17 protein-coding genes are annotated in these 19064 nt (G+C 64.4%); 10 read left to right on the forward strand and 7 right to left on the reverse strand.

Translation table 11 applies throughout. From position 1 onward, the window contains the following. Positions 1–59: 59 nt before the first annotated feature. A complete protein-coding gene (locus tag J7I84_RS00230; protein WP_214938988.1) occupies positions 60–797 on the reverse strand; it encodes a fumarylacetoacetate hydrolase family protein in 738 nt (245 codons plus the stop codon). 17 nt (positions 798–814) lie between these two features. Continuing rightward, positions 815–1867 (reverse strand): D-2-hydroxyacid dehydrogenase, encoded by a 1053-nt coding sequence (locus J7I84_RS00235; RefSeq protein WP_214938990.1) that lies wholly within the window; start codon positions 1865–1867, stop codon positions 815–817. 653 nt (positions 1868–2520) lie between these two features. Between J7I84_RS00235 and J7I84_RS00240 the strand changes: the two genes are divergently transcribed. The 3 genes from J7I84_RS00240 to J7I84_RS00250 are packed head-to-tail and all read left to right on the forward strand — an operon-like array spanning position 2521 to position 4816. Continuing rightward, positions 2521–3342: an amino acid ABC transporter substrate-binding protein gene (locus J7I84_RS00240; RefSeq protein WP_214938992.1), complete on the forward strand. Its 822-nt coding sequence runs from the start codon at positions 2521–2523 to the stop codon at positions 3340–3342. Between the two features lie 42 nt (positions 3343–3384). Continuing rightward, complete coding sequence (locus J7I84_RS00245) at positions 3385–4044, forward strand: amino acid ABC transporter permease (protein WP_311381031.1); 660 nt, start codon at positions 3385–3387, stop codon at positions 4042–4044. Further along, complete coding sequence (locus J7I84_RS00250; protein ID WP_214938997.1) at positions 4031–4816, forward strand: amino acid ABC transporter ATP-binding protein; 786 nt, start codon at positions 4031–4033, stop codon at positions 4814–4816. Before J7I84_RS00245 ends, J7I84_RS00250 begins: the two co-directional genes overlap by 14 nt. Positions 4817–4933: 117 nt before the next feature. On the opposite strand, the gene J7I84_RS00255 is transcribed toward J7I84_RS00250, so the two are convergent. Then, a complete protein-coding gene (locus J7I84_RS00255) occupies positions 4934–5608 on the reverse strand; it encodes a response regulator (protein ID WP_214939000.1) in 675 nt (224 codons plus the stop codon). Beyond that, positions 5605–7218: an ATP-binding protein gene (locus tag J7I84_RS00260; protein WP_214939002.1), complete on the reverse strand. Its 1614-nt coding sequence runs from the start codon at positions 7216–7218 to the stop codon at positions 5605–5607. The genes J7I84_RS00255 and J7I84_RS00260 overlap by 4 nt, the downstream gene beginning before the upstream one ends. 103 nt (positions 7219–7321) lie before the next feature. Between J7I84_RS00260 and J7I84_RS00265 the strand changes: the two genes are divergently transcribed. The 5 genes from J7I84_RS00265 to J7I84_RS00285 all read left to right on the forward strand — a co-directional run bounded on the left by J7I84_RS00265 (position 7322) and on the right by J7I84_RS00285 (position 11572). Then, positions 7322–8296, forward strand: coding sequence for a Bug family tripartite tricarboxylate transporter substrate binding protein (locus J7I84_RS00265; RefSeq protein WP_396020019.1), 975 nt, complete (start codon positions 7322–7324; stop codon positions 8294–8296). Positions 8297–8375: 79 nt separating this feature from the next. After that, complete coding sequence (locus J7I84_RS00270) at positions 8376–9140, forward strand: amino acid ABC transporter ATP-binding protein (protein WP_214939006.1); 765 nt, start codon at positions 8376–8378, stop codon at positions 9138–9140. A gap of 55 nt (positions 9141–9195) precedes the next feature. Continuing rightward, positions 9196–10062: a glutamate ABC transporter substrate-binding protein gene (locus J7I84_RS00275; RefSeq protein ID WP_214939008.1), complete on the forward strand. Its 867-nt coding sequence runs from the start codon at positions 9196–9198 to the stop codon at positions 10060–10062. An 8-nt stretch (positions 10063–10070) separates the two neighbouring features. Beyond that, positions 10071–10715, forward strand: a complete 645-nt coding sequence (locus J7I84_RS00280) for an amino acid ABC transporter permease (RefSeq protein ID WP_214939010.1) — start codon at positions 10071–10073, stop codon at positions 10713–10715. Continuing rightward, positions 10712–11572: an amino acid ABC transporter permease gene (locus J7I84_RS00285; RefSeq protein ID WP_214939013.1), complete on the forward strand. Its 861-nt coding sequence runs from the start codon at positions 10712–10714 to the stop codon at positions 11570–11572. The genes J7I84_RS00280 and J7I84_RS00285 overlap by 4 nt, the downstream gene beginning before the upstream one ends. 602 nt (positions 11573–12174) lie before the next feature. On the opposite strand, the gene J7I84_RS00290 is transcribed toward J7I84_RS00285, so the two are convergent. After that, a complete protein-coding gene (locus tag J7I84_RS00290; protein ID WP_214939015.1) occupies positions 12175–12750 on the reverse strand; it encodes a MarR family winged helix-turn-helix transcriptional regulator in 576 nt (191 codons plus the stop codon). 108 nt (positions 12751–12858) lie between these two features. Between J7I84_RS00290 and J7I84_RS00295 the strand changes: the two genes are divergently transcribed. Next, positions 12859–13929 (forward strand): FUSC family protein, encoded by a 1071-nt coding sequence (locus J7I84_RS00295; RefSeq protein WP_214939018.1) that lies wholly within the window; start codon positions 12859–12861, stop codon positions 13927–13929. Between the two features lie 72 nt (positions 13930–14001). Here J7I84_RS00295 and J7I84_RS00300 read toward each other — a convergent pair whose 3' ends face one another. Further along, positions 14002–14910, reverse strand: a complete 909-nt coding sequence (locus J7I84_RS00300) for a diguanylate cyclase (protein WP_214939022.1) — start codon at positions 14908–14910, stop codon at positions 14002–14004. Beyond that, positions 14907–17891, reverse strand: a complete 2985-nt coding sequence (locus tag J7I84_RS00305) for a response regulator (protein WP_214939294.1) — start codon at positions 17889–17891, stop codon at positions 14907–14909. The genes J7I84_RS00300 and J7I84_RS00305 overlap by 4 nt, the downstream gene beginning before the upstream one ends. A gap of 523 nt (positions 17892–18414) precedes the next feature. Between J7I84_RS00305 and J7I84_RS00310 the strand changes: the two genes are divergently transcribed. Continuing rightward, positions 18415–19056, forward strand: a complete 642-nt coding sequence (locus J7I84_RS00310; protein WP_214939025.1) for a biotin transporter BioY — start codon at positions 18415–18417, stop codon at positions 19054–19056. The last annotated feature ends 8 nt before the right edge of the window (positions 19057–19064 follow it).

The following is a 19064-nucleotide window of genomic DNA, read 5'->3' on the forward strand; positions in this document are numbered from 1 at the left end:
GCGTTCACTCAACTGAACGCTATCCATCATAAAGACCCCGCCGACCCCCACCGCTGCCGTCAGGCCACCGTGCTGCTCAGGGTGCCAACGCCCTCCACCGCGATCTCCACCCGGTCGCCGGGCACCACGGGCACTGCGGTGGCCGGCGCTCCGGTCATCACAACGTCGCCCGGCTCAAGGGTCAGCCATGCCGTGACGTAGACCAGGCAGTCAACCACCGTGGAAGGGAGGTTGAACGTGCCGGAGTTGGCCTTGACGGTGCCGTTGACGCGGACGTCGATGCGCACCTGCTCGGGATCCGGGAGTTCGGTTTCGATCCAGGGGCCCAGGGGTGTGTAGTTGACGCCGGACTTGCCCTGGAAATTCCGCTCGTCCACCGCGTTCTGGTCCACGTTGGTGACGTCATTGACGCAGGTGTAGCCGAAGACGTGCTCCAGGGCGTTCTCCGTGGTCAGGTTTGTGGCTGTCTTGCCGATCACCACGGCGAGTTCACCCTCGGCGTGGACGGTGCCTTGGTCCCTGACGGCGGCGATGGCGTCGCCCGGCCCGGCAATGGTGTGGACGGACTTGTGCCACGCCTGGATGGGCAGGGGGTGGTCATTCAAGGTCCGGTTGTGGCCGATTCCGAGGACGACGGCGGGCGTCACCGGGGCGAGGAACGTGGCCTCGCTGTGTGCGGTGGTGCCGCCGGTGTAGCGGAGAGTTTCCTCAAACGGGTCGATGATGTGCTCCCAAGCGCCGTCGTTTTCAACTGCGTGCTGGGGACCTGCTGTTGTCCGGATCCTGGCGATGCGCATCGGTTCTCCGCCGCGTCTTAGTAGAAGTGAACCGTGTCCACGAGGTGGGGGAGGTCCCCGCCGTCGAGGAACGTGCGGAGATTGCTGCAGAACCGTTCGGTGATGAGGCGGTTTTCGGCGGCGCTGAGGGCCGACGTGTGCGGCGAGACCATGACCTTGGGATGGTTCCACAGCGGACTGTCCTGGGGCAGCGGCTCCACGGCGAAGACGTCCAGGCAGGCGTAGCCCACCTGGCCGTTGTCCAGTGCCTCCAGCAGCGCATCCTCGTCCACCACCGTTCCACGGCCCACGTTGACGAAGGTAGTTCCGGGCTTCATGGCGGCGAACAGTTCGCGGTTGAACAGCTTTTCCGTGTAGGCGGTGCCGGGCAGGGTATTGACGACGGCGTCTGCCGTGGCCAGGAGGGCTGGAAGGCCTGCGTTGTCCACAACCTGGTCGATCCCGTCGATGGGCTCCACGGTCCGCTTGGTACCGCTGACCTTCATGCCCAGCGCCCGGGCGATCCGGGCCGTTTCCAGCCCGATCTCGCCGAGGCCGGTGACTACCAGGTTCGATCCGTTGACCAGCCGGGTGGGCACGCGCAGGTCGGGCCAGACCTTGGCTGCCTGGTCCTGCGCGAGTTCGGCGCTCCGCTTGAAGCCGTTCAGGATTCCCATCGCTGCGAACTCCGCGAGGGGGAGGGCGTGCACTCCGGCTGAGGTGGTGATCTTGAATTTCTGCAGGATGTCCTGGTCAAGCCCTGACGCCTTGACGGCTCCACCGGCTCCGGCCGCCATGGCGTGCACCCACTGCAGCCTTGGGTTCTCCCGGGCGATGCGGGCCAGGCCTTTAGGATTTTCATTGGGGAAGCCGTACAGCACTTCTGCACTGTTGAGCATGGCCCAATAGCGTTCTTCCTGCTCATCCGTCCGTTTAAAGGCGGGATCTCCGGCGTGGTCGGCCGGGAAGCGTTCCGGCGGCAGGAGGTCTGGCTCGTAGAGGACGGTAATGGACGGATCAACGGCGCGGATCTGGTCCACAAGCTCTGCTTCGAGCGGGACGGCGATGGCCACGGTCTTAGTGGAAGTCATGTGTTCACTATAATGGACGACGTCCTGTCAGGTGAACCTTTTGGGTGGAATCTTGGGTCAGGGTTTTGACCCAAGAAGTGGGGCTGGCTGACAGGCTCGGCGTCAGGTTGAGTTACCGACGCACGACTGTGTCAGGAAAGCAGACTTCGGGCCTCACCCTGACGCGTTTCAAGCCGTGTTGCCCAGTTGTTTCGGAGAGAAGGCCACAAACCTGGCCCGGGGTGGCAAGTGCGCAAATGCCCTACGCCTGAAAATGGCTGGGTGATAAGGACCGGATTGCGGAACAGGGAGCGTCGGCGTGATCAGCGCTCACATCTGGTCGAAACCCTCGGCTCGCGGGCTCATAGTGCCGGGGCTGCCGACTCCGCACGATAGCTGCCTCAATCGTCAAGGGTCCAGACAGTTCAGATGGTTTCGGGAACCTAACGCGGTTCCCTGAATGGTCCGCCGGCCCATTAGAGACACCGATTGGCGGCCCGTTAGCATTCGGAATCATTGAAACGGGGCGGTCGTCAAGGTTGTCTCAGGCCAAGGCGTCACACTGCGTCATGTACGGGCTGTATCCGGTTGCCGGCCTTGCTATCGTCAAAGGACAGCGCCATCACCTGGCCAGGTGGCTGGCAACCCCTTGCCGCCCTCGTCGAAGGACCTTCATGAAGCACATGCGACTTTCCGTAATCGGCCTCATCGCAGCTGCAGGACTAGCGCTGTCCGGATGCGGGTCGGCATCCACGAGTCCTTCCAGCTCCGCACCGGCAGGGGGAACGGACACGTCTTTGAGCGACGTGAAGAGTGCAGGCGTGCTCAAGGTCGGCACGGAGGGCACTTACAAACCCTTCTCGTTCCACGCCAATGGCAGCGGCGACCTGACGGGGTACGACGCGGAGATCATTACGGCCGTCGCAGACAAACTTGGCGTGAAGCCGTCGTTCCAGGAGACCCAGTTTGACGCCATCTTTGCCGGACTCGAAGCCAAGAGGTTCGACGTCGTTGCCAACCAGGTTTCGATCACTGACGAACGCAAGGCCAAGTACGATTTCTCCACCCCTTACACCGTGAGCACCGGCGTAATCGTCACCAAGTCCGACAACAACAGCATCAATTCTTTCGATAGCCTCAAGGGCAAAACCACGGCGCAGTCGCTGACGAGCAACTGGTACAAGCTTGCCCAGCAGAGTGGCGCCAACGTCCAGGCCGTTGAAGGCTGGGCGCAGGCCATCACGCTGCTCAAGCAGGGCCGCGTCGATGCGACCATCAACGACAAGCTCACTTATCTGGACCAGCAAAAGACCTCGCACGATGACAGCATCAAGGTTGCCGCCGAGACCACGGACAAGTCGCTGAGTGCCTTCGCCTTCCGCAAGGGCTCAACCACCTTGACCGACGCTGTCAATAAGGCGTTGGCCGAACTGCAGAGCGATGGCACCCTGACAAAGATTTCGCAGAAGTACTTCGACGCCGACGTCACCAAGTAGCGGGATGGGAACCGTCGAAGAACGTAGTGCCAGACCATGACGATCAACTGGGATCTCGTTTGGGGTTCCTTGGGGCCCATTCTGACTGGCGCGATTACTGGCACGATTCCCGTGGCGCTGGCGTCGTTTGGCCTTGGCCTGCTACTCGCCCTGCTGGTCGCCCTTATGCGGCTAAGCCGCAATCCAGCCCTTTCCGCGATTGCGCGGATGTACATTTCAGTCATCCGCGGCACCCCTCTCTTGGTCCAGCTGTTTGTCATCTTCTACGGGCTGCCGTCGATTGGTATCACCATCAGTCCGTGGCCGAGTGCGATCATCGCTTTCTCACTGAACGTGGGGGGCTACGCAGCAGAGGTAATCCGCGCGGCCATTTTGTCCGTTCCCAAAGGACAGTGGGAGGCCGGACACACGATCGGGATGTCACGCCGCCAGTCCCTGGTGCGGATCATCCTGCCGCAGGCCGCGCGGGTGTCAGTCCCGCCCTTGTCCAACACCTTCATCAGCCTGGTCAAAGACACATCGTTGGCTTCACTGATCCTCGTCACCGAACTGTTCCGCCAGGCACAGCAGGTGGCGGCCTTCAGCCAGGAATTCATGCTGCTGTATCTGGAAGCAGCCGTTGTCTATTGGACTATCTGCCTGGTCCTCGCCAGCGGACAGTCCGTACTTGAGAAGAGATTGGACCGCTATGTCGCCCACTGAGTCCAATCTCCCGGACGCTGCCGCCCTCCTGACTGTGCGTGGACTCCGCAAGGCATTTGGCCGGCATGAGGTGCTCAAATCCATCGATATGGACGTACGCCGGGGCGAGGTGGTCACTTTGATCGGGCCGTCCGGTTCGGGTAAGACGACGGTTCTGCGATGCCTAAACGGCCTGGAGGTTCCAGACGGCGGTATCGTCGAGTTCGCCAGCGACCTCACAGTGGATTTTTCCTTGCCGGTACCGAAGAAGCAGCTTTCCGCCATGAGGGACCGCAGCGCAATGGTGTTCCAGCATTACAACCTCTTTCCGCACAAGACCGCCCTCGAAAACGTCATCGAGGGCCCGGTCCAGGTCCAGAAGCGCCCCAAGGCCGAAGCCATTGAAGAGGCCAGGGAACTGCTAGCCAGGGTCGGGCTTGCGGACAAGGAAGCCAGCTATCCCTTCGAGCTCTCCGGCGGCCAGCAGCAGCGTGTCGGCATCGTACGTGCCCTTGCCCTGCGACCGCAACTCCTCCTATTTGACGAGCCAACGTCCGCGTTGGACCCAGAGCTGGTCGGCGACGTCCTGTCGGTCATCAAGGAGTTGGCGGACGAGGGCTGGACCATGGTGGTGGTCACCCACGAACTCGCCTTTGCCCGCGAGGTCGCTGACGAGGTGATCTTCATGGCCGATGGAGTCGTCGTCGAACGCGGTCACCCGGACACGGTGCTGCGCGATCCACGGGAAGAACGCACCCGCCAATTCGTGGACCGGCTGCTGAATCCGTTTTAATCGAGGCGAACGGGGAATCAGCTGGCCCTGGACAGAACGAGATCACGTGATACCCGCCATCTCTAAGGGCCATCCACCCGCGGGCGCCCCTGCTGTGGACGACATCTGTGGATGTGTCTATCTACGCCGGTATTTCCGTTCCGGACGTCCTGCCCGGCCGTACTCGAGGCGTACTGTGGCGCGTCCGGTGTCGGCGAAGTACTCCAGGTACCGCCTGACGCTGACCCGGGATATCCCGAGTGCGTCAGCGCAGTCCGAGGCGGACGTTTCTTTGCCGGTTTCGAGCAGTTCGGCCACGAGGGCAGCGGTTTCGGGGCTGAGGCCTTTAGGCAGGATGTCCATGGCCTCGGTGAGGGGGGCGGACGAGTATCCGAAGATTTTGTTGATGTCTTCCTGCCCGGCAGCGGCAGTGTGGCTTAGTGCTTCGGTTTGGTCCCGGAAGCGTTGGAGCTGGGCTACGAGGTCTTCGTATTCGAAGGGTTTGATGATGTAGTGGACGGCGCCCCCTTCAAGGGCATCGCGAACGCTGTGGGCTTCAGTGGCCGCTGTGATGACGATGACCCCGACCGGGACGCGCTGGGCGCGCCATTCCCTGAGGAGCTCCAGGCCGTTGGCGTCGGGCAGGTGAACATCCAGGAGAATGAGGTCAGGGCGCCATTCTTGGACCGCTTCACGCGCAGACTTTCCGTTGTGCACGGTTCCTACCGCGTGGAAGCCGTCCGTCTGGTTCACAAAGCGGGAGTGTATCCCCGCGACACGGAAGTCATCTTCGACGATGAGGACACTGATCATGGTTGGACCGCCGAGTGGGGGAGGGTTGCCTCAAAGACGGCCCCGGAGTCGTTGCGCACTGTTACTGATCCTTTTCTTTTTGAGCAGACGAGGCGAACCAGCGCGAGACCTACCCCGCGTCCGGCTGCAGGTGCGGGTTTAGTACTGAAACCGCGGGTAAAGATCCGCTGTTCGAGGTCCTCGGGTACTCCAGGGCCCGGATCGCTGACTCTAATGGTGAGCACCGAATTCTTGTCGCTGACGTGTACGAGTACGGTGGCCTCCTCCAGGCCGGCGATCGCGTCGACAGCATTGTCAATGAAGTTTCCGAGCACGGTGATGGCGTCTGCTGCCAGGGATGGCTCCAGCGGGCCAAGCTGCGATTCCTCGTCGAGCCGGAGGGCGATACCAGATTCTTCGGCGAGGCTTATTTTAGCCACGAGCAGCGCGGCTACCGACGAATCCCCGATACGGCGTGCGATCTCACCGTTGATCTCCGCGCGACGGCGGGTCAACGCCCTGATGAAAGATTTCACCTCGGCGAAGTCGCCTAGCTGAAGCATGCCTGACACGGTGTGCAGCTGGTTGTAGAACTCGTGCGTCTGCGCCCGAAGTGTTTCGGTGATGCTTTGATTCGCCGCCAGTTGGCTTTGAAGTTCAGCCAGCTCTGTCCGGTCCCGGAGGGTTGTGACGGTTCCGATAGCCTTGCCACGGCTGCCGACAGTCCTCCGGTTGAGCACCAGCAGCCTGGACCCGCTCACTGCCATTGTCTCCTCGGCGTCTGTGGTGCCGAGGAGCAGGTCACGGACGTTCTCTTCCAGCGGTAACTCCTGCGCGCGTTTGCCGACCGAATCACCCTCCACTCCCAACAGTTCGATGGCGGGTTCGTTGAGCAGGGTGATCCTTCCATCAAGCCCGACACCGATGACCCCTTCCCGGATGCTGTAGAGCAGCGCTTCGCGGTTGTCGGCCAATTCGGCGATTTCCTCAGGTTCCAGCCCCCTGGTGCGACGCCGGATCAGACGGGACAGCAGCCAGGAGCCGGCCAGTCCGAGTGCAGCGCCCATGCCGAGGAAAAACATCAAATCGGGTACCGCTGCGGCCAAGGCGCTTCCGAAAGCGGGGTAGTCTTCGGCCACCAGGGCCAGGCCCATGACCGTCCCGTCCGCTTTCAACACGGGGACGCGGGCTGCGATGGTTTGTCGTCCGCCCAGGGTGAGGTTGCCGGTCCAGGAGCGGCCGAGCGAGCTCTGCCCTGCCGCGACGTCCATCGCGTCGCCAACGGATTCCGGCTCGGAGGAGGCCAGAACGACCCCTTTGGGGTCGGTGACGGCGACGATTGAGGCCCCGGAGAGGGCGCGTGCCTTGTCCACGTCCGGGGCCAGGATGACAGATGCCTGCGCCGCGGAAATATCCTCCCGGACGACGGGTGTGGAGGCGAGGTTTTCTGCAATTGCCAGCATCCGCTGACCGTGCACTTCCACAAAATCCGCGCGTGACTGTGTTACCGACACCATCGTTACCGCCAGCAGGACAATAGTGATCACACCCAGCTGGAGGAGCAGGAACTGCCGGGACAGGCTCAGCCGGCGTCCCGGTGCTAATGCGACCACAAAGACCACAACTTTCATTGATTCGCTAACAGTGACAGCACCTCATGACATGGGTCACGCTTTGATAGTAGCCACGGCACAAAGAGGGTTTGGCATACACGACAAGGAGGTGAGGACCATGATGGCACTTCGGAGCACTGTCCGCGTCATCGCCCTCGCCACCGTCCTTGCCTTGTGCGCCTGCGGAACTTCCACCCCCGAGGCGACTCTGGTGAACCCGACCCGGATGATGGTTCCCAACAGCCCGGGCGGCGGCTATGACATCACTGCAAGGATCGCAGCCCGCGTCATGGAGGATGCGGGCATCGCGGGGCACATGGAAATTTTCAACGTCCCGGGCGAGGGCGGCAGCGTTGCCATCGCCCGGCTGATGAACGAGACCGGAAACCGCAGCCTCGTGATGATGATGGGTCTGGGCGTGGTGGGGTCCAACTACGCCAACGGCTCCCGGATCAAGGTCTCCGACGCCACTCCCGTGGCCAAGCTCCTCGAGGAACCGGAGGGCATCCTCGTCCCGGCGAACTCCCCGTACCGGACAGTGGGGGATCTCGTGGCCGCGTGGAAAGCGGACCCTGGTTCCATCACGGTCGGGGGCGGGTCAGCTGTCGGCGGACCCGATCACTTGTTTCCGATGGAAATGGCCCGCGCTACCGGCATCAGGATCACGGATGTGGACTACCGCTCCTACTCCGGTGGTGGGGAACTGCTGCCGGCTTTGCTGGGCAACAAAATCACTTTTGGAACTTCCGGCATAGCCGAGTACGAGGAGCAAATCACCTCAGGGCAGTTGAGGGTCCTGGCCGTGTCGGGGCAGGAACGGCAGCACGGCGTCGAGGCGCCAACTCTGCGTGAATCCGGCATCGACCTGGCCTTCACCAACTGGCGGGGACTCATGGCCCCGCCGGGACTGACGGATGCAGACCGGAACAGGCTCCTCGGAGCGGTGACTCGGCTTCACGATTCGCCTGGCTGGAGGCAGGCGCTCTTGGACAACGGTTGGAAAGACTCCTTCAGCACAGGGGCAGATTTCGAAACTTTCCTCAGACAGCAGGAAAGCAGGGTGGCGAACACCCTGACCGAGCTCGGCATCCACTAGCCGCTCCAGCACCACTCTTATTCCACGGGATTCCGCCCAGGAAATCCGCACCCATTGCACCAACGACAGGAAATACGCCATGCCCGAAAACACCCCGCGACAACCGACCGAGGGCGACATCGTTGTTGAACTTCGCGCCGTTGAGAAGCACTTCGGTGCTCTTCATGCCCTGCGGAATATCAACCTGCGGGTCAAAAGGGGAGAGGTCGTCGTCGTCCTCGGCCCATCAGGATCCGGCAAATCGACCATGTGCCGCACCATCAACCGCCTTGAAACCATCGACAGCGGGGAGATCCTCGTCGATGGCGCGCCGCAGCCCGCCGAGGGGAAGGAACTGTTCAAGTTCCGGACCGAGGTCGGCATGGTCTTCCAGTCGTTCAATCTGTTTTCCAACCGCACCATCCTGGACAACATCACCCTGGCCCCACGAAAGATCCTCGGCCAGAGCAAGGCCGACGCCGAAGGACGGGCCCGCGATCTGCTCGACATGGTGGGCATTGGCTCCAAAGCCAACTCCTACCCAGCACAACTCTCCGGCGGCCAGTCGCAACGTGCCGCCATCGCCAGGGCCCTGGCCATGAACCCAAAGGTCATCCTCTTCGATGAGCCGACATCGGCTCTTGACCCCGAATCCACCCAGGACGTGCTGGCCACCATGCGCCAGCTGGCCGAAGGCGGCACCACCATGCTCGTCGTAACCCACGAGATGTCCTTCGCAAAGTCATGCGCTGACCGGATCATCTTCATGGCTGACGGCGCCATCATCGAATCGGCCGACCCCGAAACGTTCTTCTCTGCACCCAACAGTGAACGCGCACGCAGCTTCCTCTCCTCCGTCCACTAACCACACCTAGCAAGCGAAGGCACCGACGCCAACGCAAACAATCACAAGGACAATCATGAAAACGATCCGAATCATCGCCCCCCTTGCCATCGCGGCGACCCTCGCCCTGGGGACCACCGGTTGCGGGAGCTCCACCGCTCCCGCGGCCAGCAGCCCGGTCGAGAGTTTCCCGGCCGGAACCACGATGGCAAAGATCCAGCAACGCGGAAAAATCGTTGTCGGAGTCAAATACGACCAGCCCATGTTCGGCGTCAAGAACCCGGTAACCGGTGACATGGAAGGCCTGGACGTGGAGATGGCCAAGCTCCTCGCCAAAGACCTCACCGGCAGCGCAGACAACGTCGAATACGTCGAGGCGGTAACCGCCAACCGTGAGGCATTCCTGCAGCAGGGCAAGGTCGACGCGATCCTCGCCTCGTACGCTGTTACCGATGAGCGGAAGAAGGTGGTCGCTTTCGAGGGCCCCTATCTGGAAAGCGGCGTTTCGACGATGATCCGAAACGACGACTCGTCGATCTCGAATAAAGACGACCTCAACGGCAAGCCTGTCTGCACGACCACGGGAGCCCGGGCAGCCCAGCTTCTGCCCACTCTTGCCCCGCAGGCAAAACTCACCCTGTTCGGCACCTACAGCGAGTGCGCCCAGGCACTGAAGCAGAAGCGTGTCGACGCGGTCGTGACCAACGAATCGCTGCTGTTGGGCCTGATGGACCAGAACAAGGGCGACTTCAAACTCGTCGGCGACTACATGGCCAGCGAGGAATACGCGATCGGGTCAGCCAAGGACGACACCGCCTGGCACGACTACCTGGACGGCTTCCTCAAGAAAATTGAAGACAGCGGCGAGTGGAAGAAGGCTTACGACAACACGATCGGCGCTGTTAAACCTTCTGATGTCACCCCGCCTCACATCACCCTCTGAGGACTGACATGTCGTTCATCTCCGGCTACATCGCAGACTTCAGCAGTGGAGTCATGATCACCCTCGAACTGACCGTACTGGGCTGGGGCGGGGCCCTGGTCCTCGGAACCATCCTGACGGCCATGCGGGTGAGCCCCATCCGCACCCTCAACGCTGCCGCCGCAGCCTACGTCACCGTGTTCCGCAACATACCGTTGCCAGTCCAGATGGTCCTCTTCGTCTTTGGATTGCCGCTTCTTGGCATCCAGTACTCGCTCTTCGCCTCCGCAGCGGTCGTGCTGGTGATCTACACGGCACCGTTTATCAGCGAAACACTCCGCTCAGGCCTGAACACCATTTCCACCGGCGAATTGGAAGCCCTGCGGGCCCTCGGGTTCGGCCCTCGCCCGGCCATGCAACACCTCATCCTGCCCCAAGCATTCGGGACCGTCATCCAGCCACTGGGCAACGTGCTGATCACCATGATCAAGAACACCTCGGTCGCTGCACTGGTCGGCGTCGCCGACCTGACATTCGCCACCAACAAGGCAGCTGTCGATGAAGCCCAACCCTTCCTCATCTTCGGCGGCGCCGCCATCAGCTACCTGGTGATAGGCCTCCTCGTCGGCCGGCTGGTGAGTACTTTGGATCGAAAGGCGGCGTTCAGCCGATGAACACGAAAACACTGTTCGACGCGCCCGGGCCCCGGGCCCGGCGACGCCACACCCTGATCGAAGTCCTCTGCATAGCCCTGCTCGCCCTGGGCCTCTACGGCGCCTACGAAATCCTCGAGGCACACGGAGAGTTCAGCCCCGCCGCCTGGAAACCCTTCACCCAACCCGGCCTGTGGATCCTCCTTGGCCAAGGACTGCTGAACAACCTCAGGGCAGCCGCCGTCGGCATGGCCCTGTCACTGATCTTCGGCGCCTTACTCGCCGTCGGGCTGCTCTCACGGAAGGCGCCGGTCCGCATCGCATGCAGGATCTTCACCGACGTGTTCGCCAGCGTCCCGCTCCTCCTCCTCCTGTACTTCACATCCCTGGTCCTGCCGACCTACGGTTTGAAGCTCTCGGACTTCTGGTTCCTGGTCATCGCACTGACACTGTTCAGCAGCGCAGTCGTGGGGGACCTCCTCCGATCAGGGATCCGCGCCATTCCGTATGGACAGACAGAAGCGGCCGAGGCTCTGGGATTCTCAGGTGCCAAGACCATGCAACTGGTCCTCCTACCGCAGGCACTGCGATCCATGAGCCCGGCCCTGGTCAGCCAGATGGTGATTCTTTTCAAAGGCACAGCACTTGCCTATGTGCTCGGCGGATACATCGAGCTCCTACGCAGCGCCACCGTCATCGGCACCTACTACAGCCGCTCACTCCTGCAGGCCCAAATCGTCGCCGCCGTCGGGTTCATGCTGGTCAACATCGCACTGGGCCTGCTCGCAACCGCGCTGGCCAGCCGTCAACGCAGGCAATCTGCGTCAGAACCCGCACAGGAAAAACTGGAGGCATCAGCAGCACTCAGCACACCGTAACGACGGCGCAAATGTGTGGGACCGTCTTGCGATGGTCCCACCCGGCACCTGAGCCGGCCTGGACGATCTAATCACCGAAGCCTCACTGGGCAGGACCAGGAACCGCAAATGACGACACCAAAACACCACCCACAGGACCGTTCCCCGACAAGGGCAGGTTCCCGTCCCGAACTGGACGAAGCTGCCCCACGAAGGTGAGGTGACCATCAGGCATAACGGCGAAGACATCGCCTCGGGACGCGTAGACATGCTCGCCATCGATGGCAGCATCGGCGTCGCGCTTCGTCCGATAGTGCCGCCAGCGGGGGATGATGGCGTCCAGCGCTTGGGGCACAAACGGGGGAGAGGGTCCCGGCGGCTGCCTGCTCGCGGCGGCGGGCGAGCCAGCCGGCCAAAGGAGATTCGGGCCGGCTCCTGCCGCTGACCGGCAGCTGGCCTTCGGTCCCGTAGAAGGCCAGAACGACAGGCAAGATTCCGGTGACCTGCTGCGGCAACTTGGGGAGCGGGGCCTTGTGCTCAGCCCGGAGGCCAGTTGCCCAGAACACTAAAAGCTGGACTCAGATTCATTGCTACCCCAAATTCGAAGCGCGCGCTGCTGCGGCTCATCCGGAGGGCTCGAGTGCGCCGTTCCGCCGGTCCTTGCTGGACCCGGCTTGGTGGCCACGTCCTTGCTCCCACACGGAGGTCAGTGCCCGAAGGGGATCGACCAAGCCCTCGACGACCCAGGCCGGGGCTTCGGCGAGTAGGGCGTCTTCGAGGGCAAGCTGGGCGGGAATCACCTCGTCCACGAGCGCGGCGCCGGTATCGGTGAGGACGAGCAGGGACGAGCGGCCGTCGGCCGGGTTGGCCGTCCGGCTCAGCAGTCCCCGAGCCTGGAGGGCGTTCAGCCGCATGGTGATCGCGGAGCGCGGGGCAAGCAGCGTCTGGGCGAGTGTCGTTGGGCTCAGAGGTTCGTCCGTACGGCGCAGCGCTGAAAGCACGTCCAGCTCGCCGCGGGTGAGCCCGTAGTCGGCGAGGAAGGCGTCGCTGGCTTCGAGGATGAGGCGGGAAGCGCGCAGCACGCGGTGGATCACCCCGAGGCTGGTGAAGTTCAGGTCCGGGCGCAGCCGTGCCCACTCGCGCTGCATCCGGTCCACGACGTCGCCATGAGCGGGCAGTACGTCTGCGTCCTGGTCCATCCGGCTCCTCCGCGCCCCTGTGGCCGTCACCTCGGTCAACCACAATAGTAGTTCATAACTGTAGTAATCTTGAAGTACTTCATTTCTGTACCACCTCGGAAGGTTAAGATGACGCAGGCCACACCCAGGCGGTCCTGGTGGGCGGCAGTCTTCGACCTGGGCCCCCATGCCGGCGCCCATTGGACCGCCCTGCGCGCAAGCCTGGCGATCTTCGTGCCGCTGGTGGCTTGCTTGGCGTGCGGTGGCGGCGACCTGCTGCTGTATGCGGCGATCGGTGCCTTCACCGCCCTGTACGGCCGACACGAGCCGGCTCGGGTACGCCTAGCCATGCAGGCGCAGGCGGGCGTGGTGCTGGTGGTCGGCGTCGTCGTCGGCGCCCTTGTGGCGACCGTCCCGTTCCGGCTTTGGCTGCTCGTCCCGGTCGCGGCCGCCTGGGCCGGCGTCGCGGTAGTGCTAGCCGAGCTGGGCCGGTGGCATCCGGTCGGAGCTCTCAACCCGGTCTTCGCCCTCACAGCCTCGGCCACGGTCCCGATCGCGCTGAGCACGGTGCCCGCAGCCGCCCTCGCTGCGGCTGGCGCGGCCGTCTTCGCGCTGCTGCTCGCCCTCCCGGGTCGCACCGCCCGCGACGGCGGCGACCCGGTGCGGTATCGGCTGTCGGGGCGCGGCCTGCGGCCGTCCGACCCGGTGGGCCGCCACGCCGCCCGCTATTTGCTCGGTATCGCCGCCGCCGGCCTCGCCGTCGCGACCAGCGGCATCGGCCACCCCTACTGGACCTTCGTCACGGCATCCGTCCCCATGTCAGCACCCGACCTGCACGCCCGCCTCACGCGCGCTGCCCAGCGGGTGATCGGCACCGCCGTCGGCCTCGGCGTCGCAGCCCTCGCGCTGTCCGCCCACCCCAGCAGCTATGCCGCGATCATCGTGATCGCCGTGCTCCAGGCGTGCACCGAGCTGACGACCGGGCGCAACTACAGCCTCGGCCTGGTCTTCTTCACCCCGATGGCCCTTCTACTCGGCGATCTCATGCTGCCAGCCTCGATCGGCACCCTCCTGACTCAGCGCGCCCTCGAGACCGTCATTGGGCTCACCATCGCCCTAGCCGCCACTGTTATCACCCACGAAAGGCGCACTCCTACGAGCCGTACCCCACTGCGCGATCATCTGCTCGACCACGTGTAAAGGCAGCCACGCGGAGGCGAACCTGCCCTCAGCCGCGGGGCTCCTTGGCTGGTCCCTCCTGCCCTACCCGACTTACCCGGCCAGTTCCACCCTGTTCCGACCGGCAGCTTTGGCGGCGTATAGGGCGGCGTCGGCCTCGCCCAGGAGGGCGTTGGCGTCGACCGGGTGCTCGACGCTGAATGAGGAAATCCCGGCACTGAGCCGCAGTTGGCCGGACGAATCACCGGCGTGCACAATCGCCAGGTCGCGGACAGCGTCCAGTGCCCGTTCCATTAGGGCTTTCGCTCTGTCGGCCGACTGCTGGGGCAGCACCAGTAGGAATTCCTCGCCGCCGAACCGGTATACGCCGTCGCTCTTCCGGATGACGCCCAGGAGCGCTGCCGCCACTGCCCGGAGTGCCAGGTCTCCCGCTTGGTGGCCGTAGATGTCGTTGTAGCTCTTGAAATTGTCCACGTCGCACATGGCAACGCTGTACTGTTCCGCGTACCGCTGGCTCCGCAGGCGCAGTTGTTCGAGGTCCTCCGACAGCTTGAGCCGGTTGTGCAATCCCGTCAGCGGGTCGGTCCGCGCCTGCCGTGACAGTACCCGGCGGTAGTGGGCGAGGTCAGCGTGCAGGGTGGTGATACGGCGCGCCACCAGCAGCCGGGCGTGCAGCACAAACGGGTCCAGCGGTTTGGTGACGTAATCGTCGGCGCCGGCCTCCAGCCCGGCCAGTACGTCGTCCCGCGAGCCCTGCGAGGTAAGAAGCACCACGTACGTGTACAGCTCCTGCTCACGGGACCTGATTGCTCTGCACAACGCCAGCCCGTCCATGCCCGGCATCATCCAGTCGGTGACCACCACGTCGGGCAGGTGTTCCAAGTACAGCGCCCACGCTTGGTCGCCGTCCTCGGCCGTGAGGCACTCATGGCCGGCACGTTCGACGGCGGCCCTGGCCACCAGCAGCGATCCCGGGTCGTCGTCGGCGACTAGTACTTTCACGGGGTCACCTCCAGCGCCGCGTTCAGTTCCGCGTCCAGCAGCTGCAGTTGCTCCTCAAGTCGCCGGACCAGCGGGGTCCCTCGGCCGGGCGTTCCGCACCGGCCCAGTCCCTCGAGCTCTGCGCAGATCCCCGCCACGGCGGCGGCCCCGATATTTGCAGCCGACCCCTTCAGCGCGTGCGCGGCCTGCGCTAAATCCGGCCCGTCGCCGTCGTTCACTGCCGCCTGGAGCGCACGCACCCGCGCGGGCAGGTCTCGGCGGAAGGCGGCCACCGCCTCGGGCAGCAGGCCTTGGCCGTCCTCCGGCCCCAGCTCCCGCAGCATGGCGATCCGGTCCTGGTCCAGGGCGCGCGGGGCCGCAGGGCCCGCAGTCGTGGCGGCACCTGTGACAGCCAGGGGCTGGGGGACAGGCACGGTCGCGGCCGCTGCCTGAGGCTCCGGGATCCAGCGGACGAGCGTGGCCTGCAGCGCGGCGGCGTCGACGGGCTTGGCGAGGTAGTCGTCCATGCCGGCGGCCAGGCACCGTTCCCGGTCACCGTCCAAGGCTCCGGCGGTCATCGCGATGATCGGCAGACGGGGATGCCTGCCGTCCCGCTGCCGGATCCGGCGCGTGGCCTCGAACCCATCCATCACGGGCATGTGGCAGTCCATCAGCACGGCCGCGTAGCGGGAACCGGCGGTGGCGGACAGGGCCTCGGCACCGTTGGACACCACGTCCACCGCATATCCCAGCCTGCTGACGGTGGCGCGCGCCACTAACTGGTTCACCTCGTTGTCCTCCACCACCAGGATCCGGCCCCGCGACGGCCCGTCCGGTGCGGGAGCCACCTGGGCGGTTGAGGACGCCAGACCTGAAGGTTCGTGCGTGGACATCAGCCGGACCAGGCGGTTGTAGAACTCGGAGCTCCGGACCGGCTTCATGAGCCATTCGCGGACGCCGGCCTGGCTGATCTCGGCGGCATTGACCTGCATGGTGGACGTGAGCATGATCAGTTCGATGTCCGCCAGCCCGGCATCGGCTTTGATGCTCCGCGCCAGCTCCAGCCCGTCTATATCCGGCATGCAGAAGTCCAGGACGGCGAGGTCGAAAGGTTCCCCGGCAGCCTCCGCCTCCCGGGCCCGGGCCAGCGCCGAGGCAGCATCGGGGACCGCTTCGGGCTGGAGCCGCCAGCCGCGCAGCTGGGATTCGAGCACCAGCCTGTTGGTGGCATTGTCGTCCACTACCAGCACCCGCAGGCCGCTGAGGAAGCCTGCCGCCGGAACCGGGTCCGTGGACGGCGGCGCCACAGAGAGCGGCAGCCGGAGCCAGAAGGTGCTGCCCATCCCGGGGACACTGTCGAGGCCGATTTCGCCCTCCATTGCGTCCGTCAGCCGGCTGCAGATGGCCAGGCCCAGCCCGGTGCCGCCGTACCGCCGGGTGGTGGAGGCGTCGGCTTGGGAAAAGGACTGGAAAAGCCTCCCGTGCTGGGAGGGGTCAATGCCGATGCCGGTGTCACGCACCTCGAAGAACACTGCGGCGGTGCTGCCGGCTGCGGCGGCGGGGTTCTCCGTCTTGACCCGGATGGATACCTCGCCTGAGGCCGTGAACTTCACCGCATTTGACGCCAGGTTCAGGAGGACCTGCCTGATCCGGCCTGAGTCGCCCACCAGCCGCGCTGGCACCCCGTGTTCGCAGTAGGCGATCAGTTCCAGGTTCTTGGCCTGCGCCGGTTCCGCCAGGAGCCCGGCCACTTCCTCCACCAGGACGCGCGGGTCGAAGGGGCGCACATCCAGGTCCACCTTGCCGGCCTCCAGCTTGGAGAAGTCAAGAATGTCGTTGATCAGGGCCAGCAGTGCCTCGCCGGCGCCCTTGACGCCGTCCGCGTACTGCTTCTGCGTCGGGTTAAGCGGGGTCTCCAGCAACAGCGCGGTCAGCCCCACCACACCGTTCATGGGGGTGCGGATTTCATGGCTCATGGTGGCCAGGAACTCCGACTTCAACCGGCTGGACTCCATGGCGGCTTCGCGCGCCGCCTCCAGTTCCTTGGTGCGGACGGCCACCTCATCCTCCAGCCCGGTGGTCAGGGTCATGTTCTCCAGGATGATCAGCACCTGCCGGACCATCACGAATACCAGGACGGCCGCGCCCACCACCAGCATGAAGGGGTTCAGTTCCGACAGGTGGGGGCCGGCGAATATCAGCACCGCCACCAGCAGCGGCGTGTACGGCAGCAGCTCCAGCGCCAGGGTGTAGCCCGTCCGGTCGGGCCCGGCGCCTTCCTGGTACGGTGCCAGCGGCGCGAGGGCCACCAGGAGGAAGGCGACGATCCAGCCCAACGCGAGGGGAGAGCCTGTGGTGCCCGTGACGCCGTCGAACGTTAACCGCACGTAGGTGCTGTCCGTCACGGCCAGTACCAGCAGCCCGCCCCCGAAGCACAGCCATGGCAGCCGTTCGCCCGACTGCCGGCGCATGGCCAGGACCAGGACAAGGGAGGTGATCACCAGGTCCACCACGGGGTAGCCCATCCCGGTGAGCCGGACCAGCGGATCCCCTTGGGCATCGAACGCGGCGCCCAGTACCGTGTACCAGCTGACCACCAGGACGGAGCCGGCGATCACTGCCGCGTCCATCACCGCCCGGTACAGCGCCACATGGCTGCCGCCGCGCCGCCTGAACGCAAACAGGGCGACGACGGCGGGCACCGAGTATCCGAGGAACAAGGCGTCCGCCAGGGAGGGGAACGGGTAGACATGGTTATTGGCCAGGCCGAAGTAGGCGTAGACGGCCTGTCCGGCAGCCCAAATGAAGGCCGCCGCCGACATAAAAGTCCAGGCCCTGGCATTGGCGCCTCCTTTGCGCGCCGCCCGGGCACAGCTCACGCCAGCCAGCAGCGACGCTGCCAGAATCACGAAGTCACCGGTCACCAGCGCAGCCGGAGTTCCGCTGTTGACCCCGAGAAAGAGGCCGAGCGCGGCCAGACCGATGACTGTCAGCACGGCCATCCACTTCACGGGCGCTGTGTTTCGGCTGCCGGCGGGCCGGCCCTGCAGGAGACCAGTCTGAGACACGCGTAACCCTCCCCATAGCTGCGCCCTGAACCCAAGGACGCCCGGAAAAACCGGGCGCTTGAGCCCACCCGAGACCTGGGTGGAGACGCAGTTTCATGATAGGCCCCACCAAGGCGAAAGGGCCGGGATCCGGTCCAGCCCGTCCCGCCCCCTTCGGGTGTGGCCTACCAAATGGCAAGGGACCACGTAGTCCAAGCAAGGGCGCAGCTGCTCTGACTTCCGGACTTCGGGAAAACCACCAAGGATGACGGCCGGAACAGCGCCTTTTGCGGGCACGCCACCGCCTGCTTTAAAAGTCCGATAATTGCGATCCTGTCAGCGTCTGCAAGGCAGATCGCTGGTTTGTGGCAATTGATCCATAGATCGCCGGCGCAGTCGTGGCTTCGCTACAAAATGACCGTAGACAGGGCTCTGTAGCCTTCTTCGAAGGACCCGACCACCATCCACAGGAGGAAGCATGAGCCACCAAAAAACCTCGACCTCGGCACCGCGCCGCCCGGCCCAGAACAGCCCCCGCACCCCGCGTCCATTGTGGGATGCGCAGTCGCTGGCCCTTATCTCCGTGTTCGCCGCGTTGGTCGCAGCCTCGGCGATCGTCCCAGGCATTCCCGTCGGCGGCTTCGGGGTGCCTATCACGCTGCAGACCCTCGCCATCATGGTGACAGGCCTCGTCCTGGGCGGATCACGTGCCGCCGCAGCGGTGGCACTCTACCTACTCCTTGCGTTCGCCGGGCTGCCCATCTTCTCGGGCGGCCGGGCTGGCCTGGCCGTCCTCGCCGGCGGATCCGCCGGATACATCGTGGGGTTCCTCTTCGCCGCTCTGCTCGTTGGCATTGCCGCCGAGCAAATTATCCGGCGCCTCCCCGCCAAGCGGCGTGGCCTTTGGTTCTTCCTCGCCGCGGTCGTGGTCACCGTGGTCGCATCGCACCTGCTCGGCGTGCTCGGCATGATGGTCAACCTCAAGTTGTCATGGCAGGCTGCCTTCACCAGTGACCTCATCTTCTACCCGGGCGATATCCTGAAGGACGCCGTGGCATCCGCTGCCGCGGTGGCCGCTCACAGGGCCTTCCCTGACATCCTCGTGCGACGCGTGAAGTAAGCGAGGCC

Source organism: Arthrobacter sp. ISL-85 (assembly GCF_018613675.1).
GTDB lineage: Bacteria > Actinomycetota > Actinomycetes > Actinomycetales > Micrococcaceae > Arthrobacter.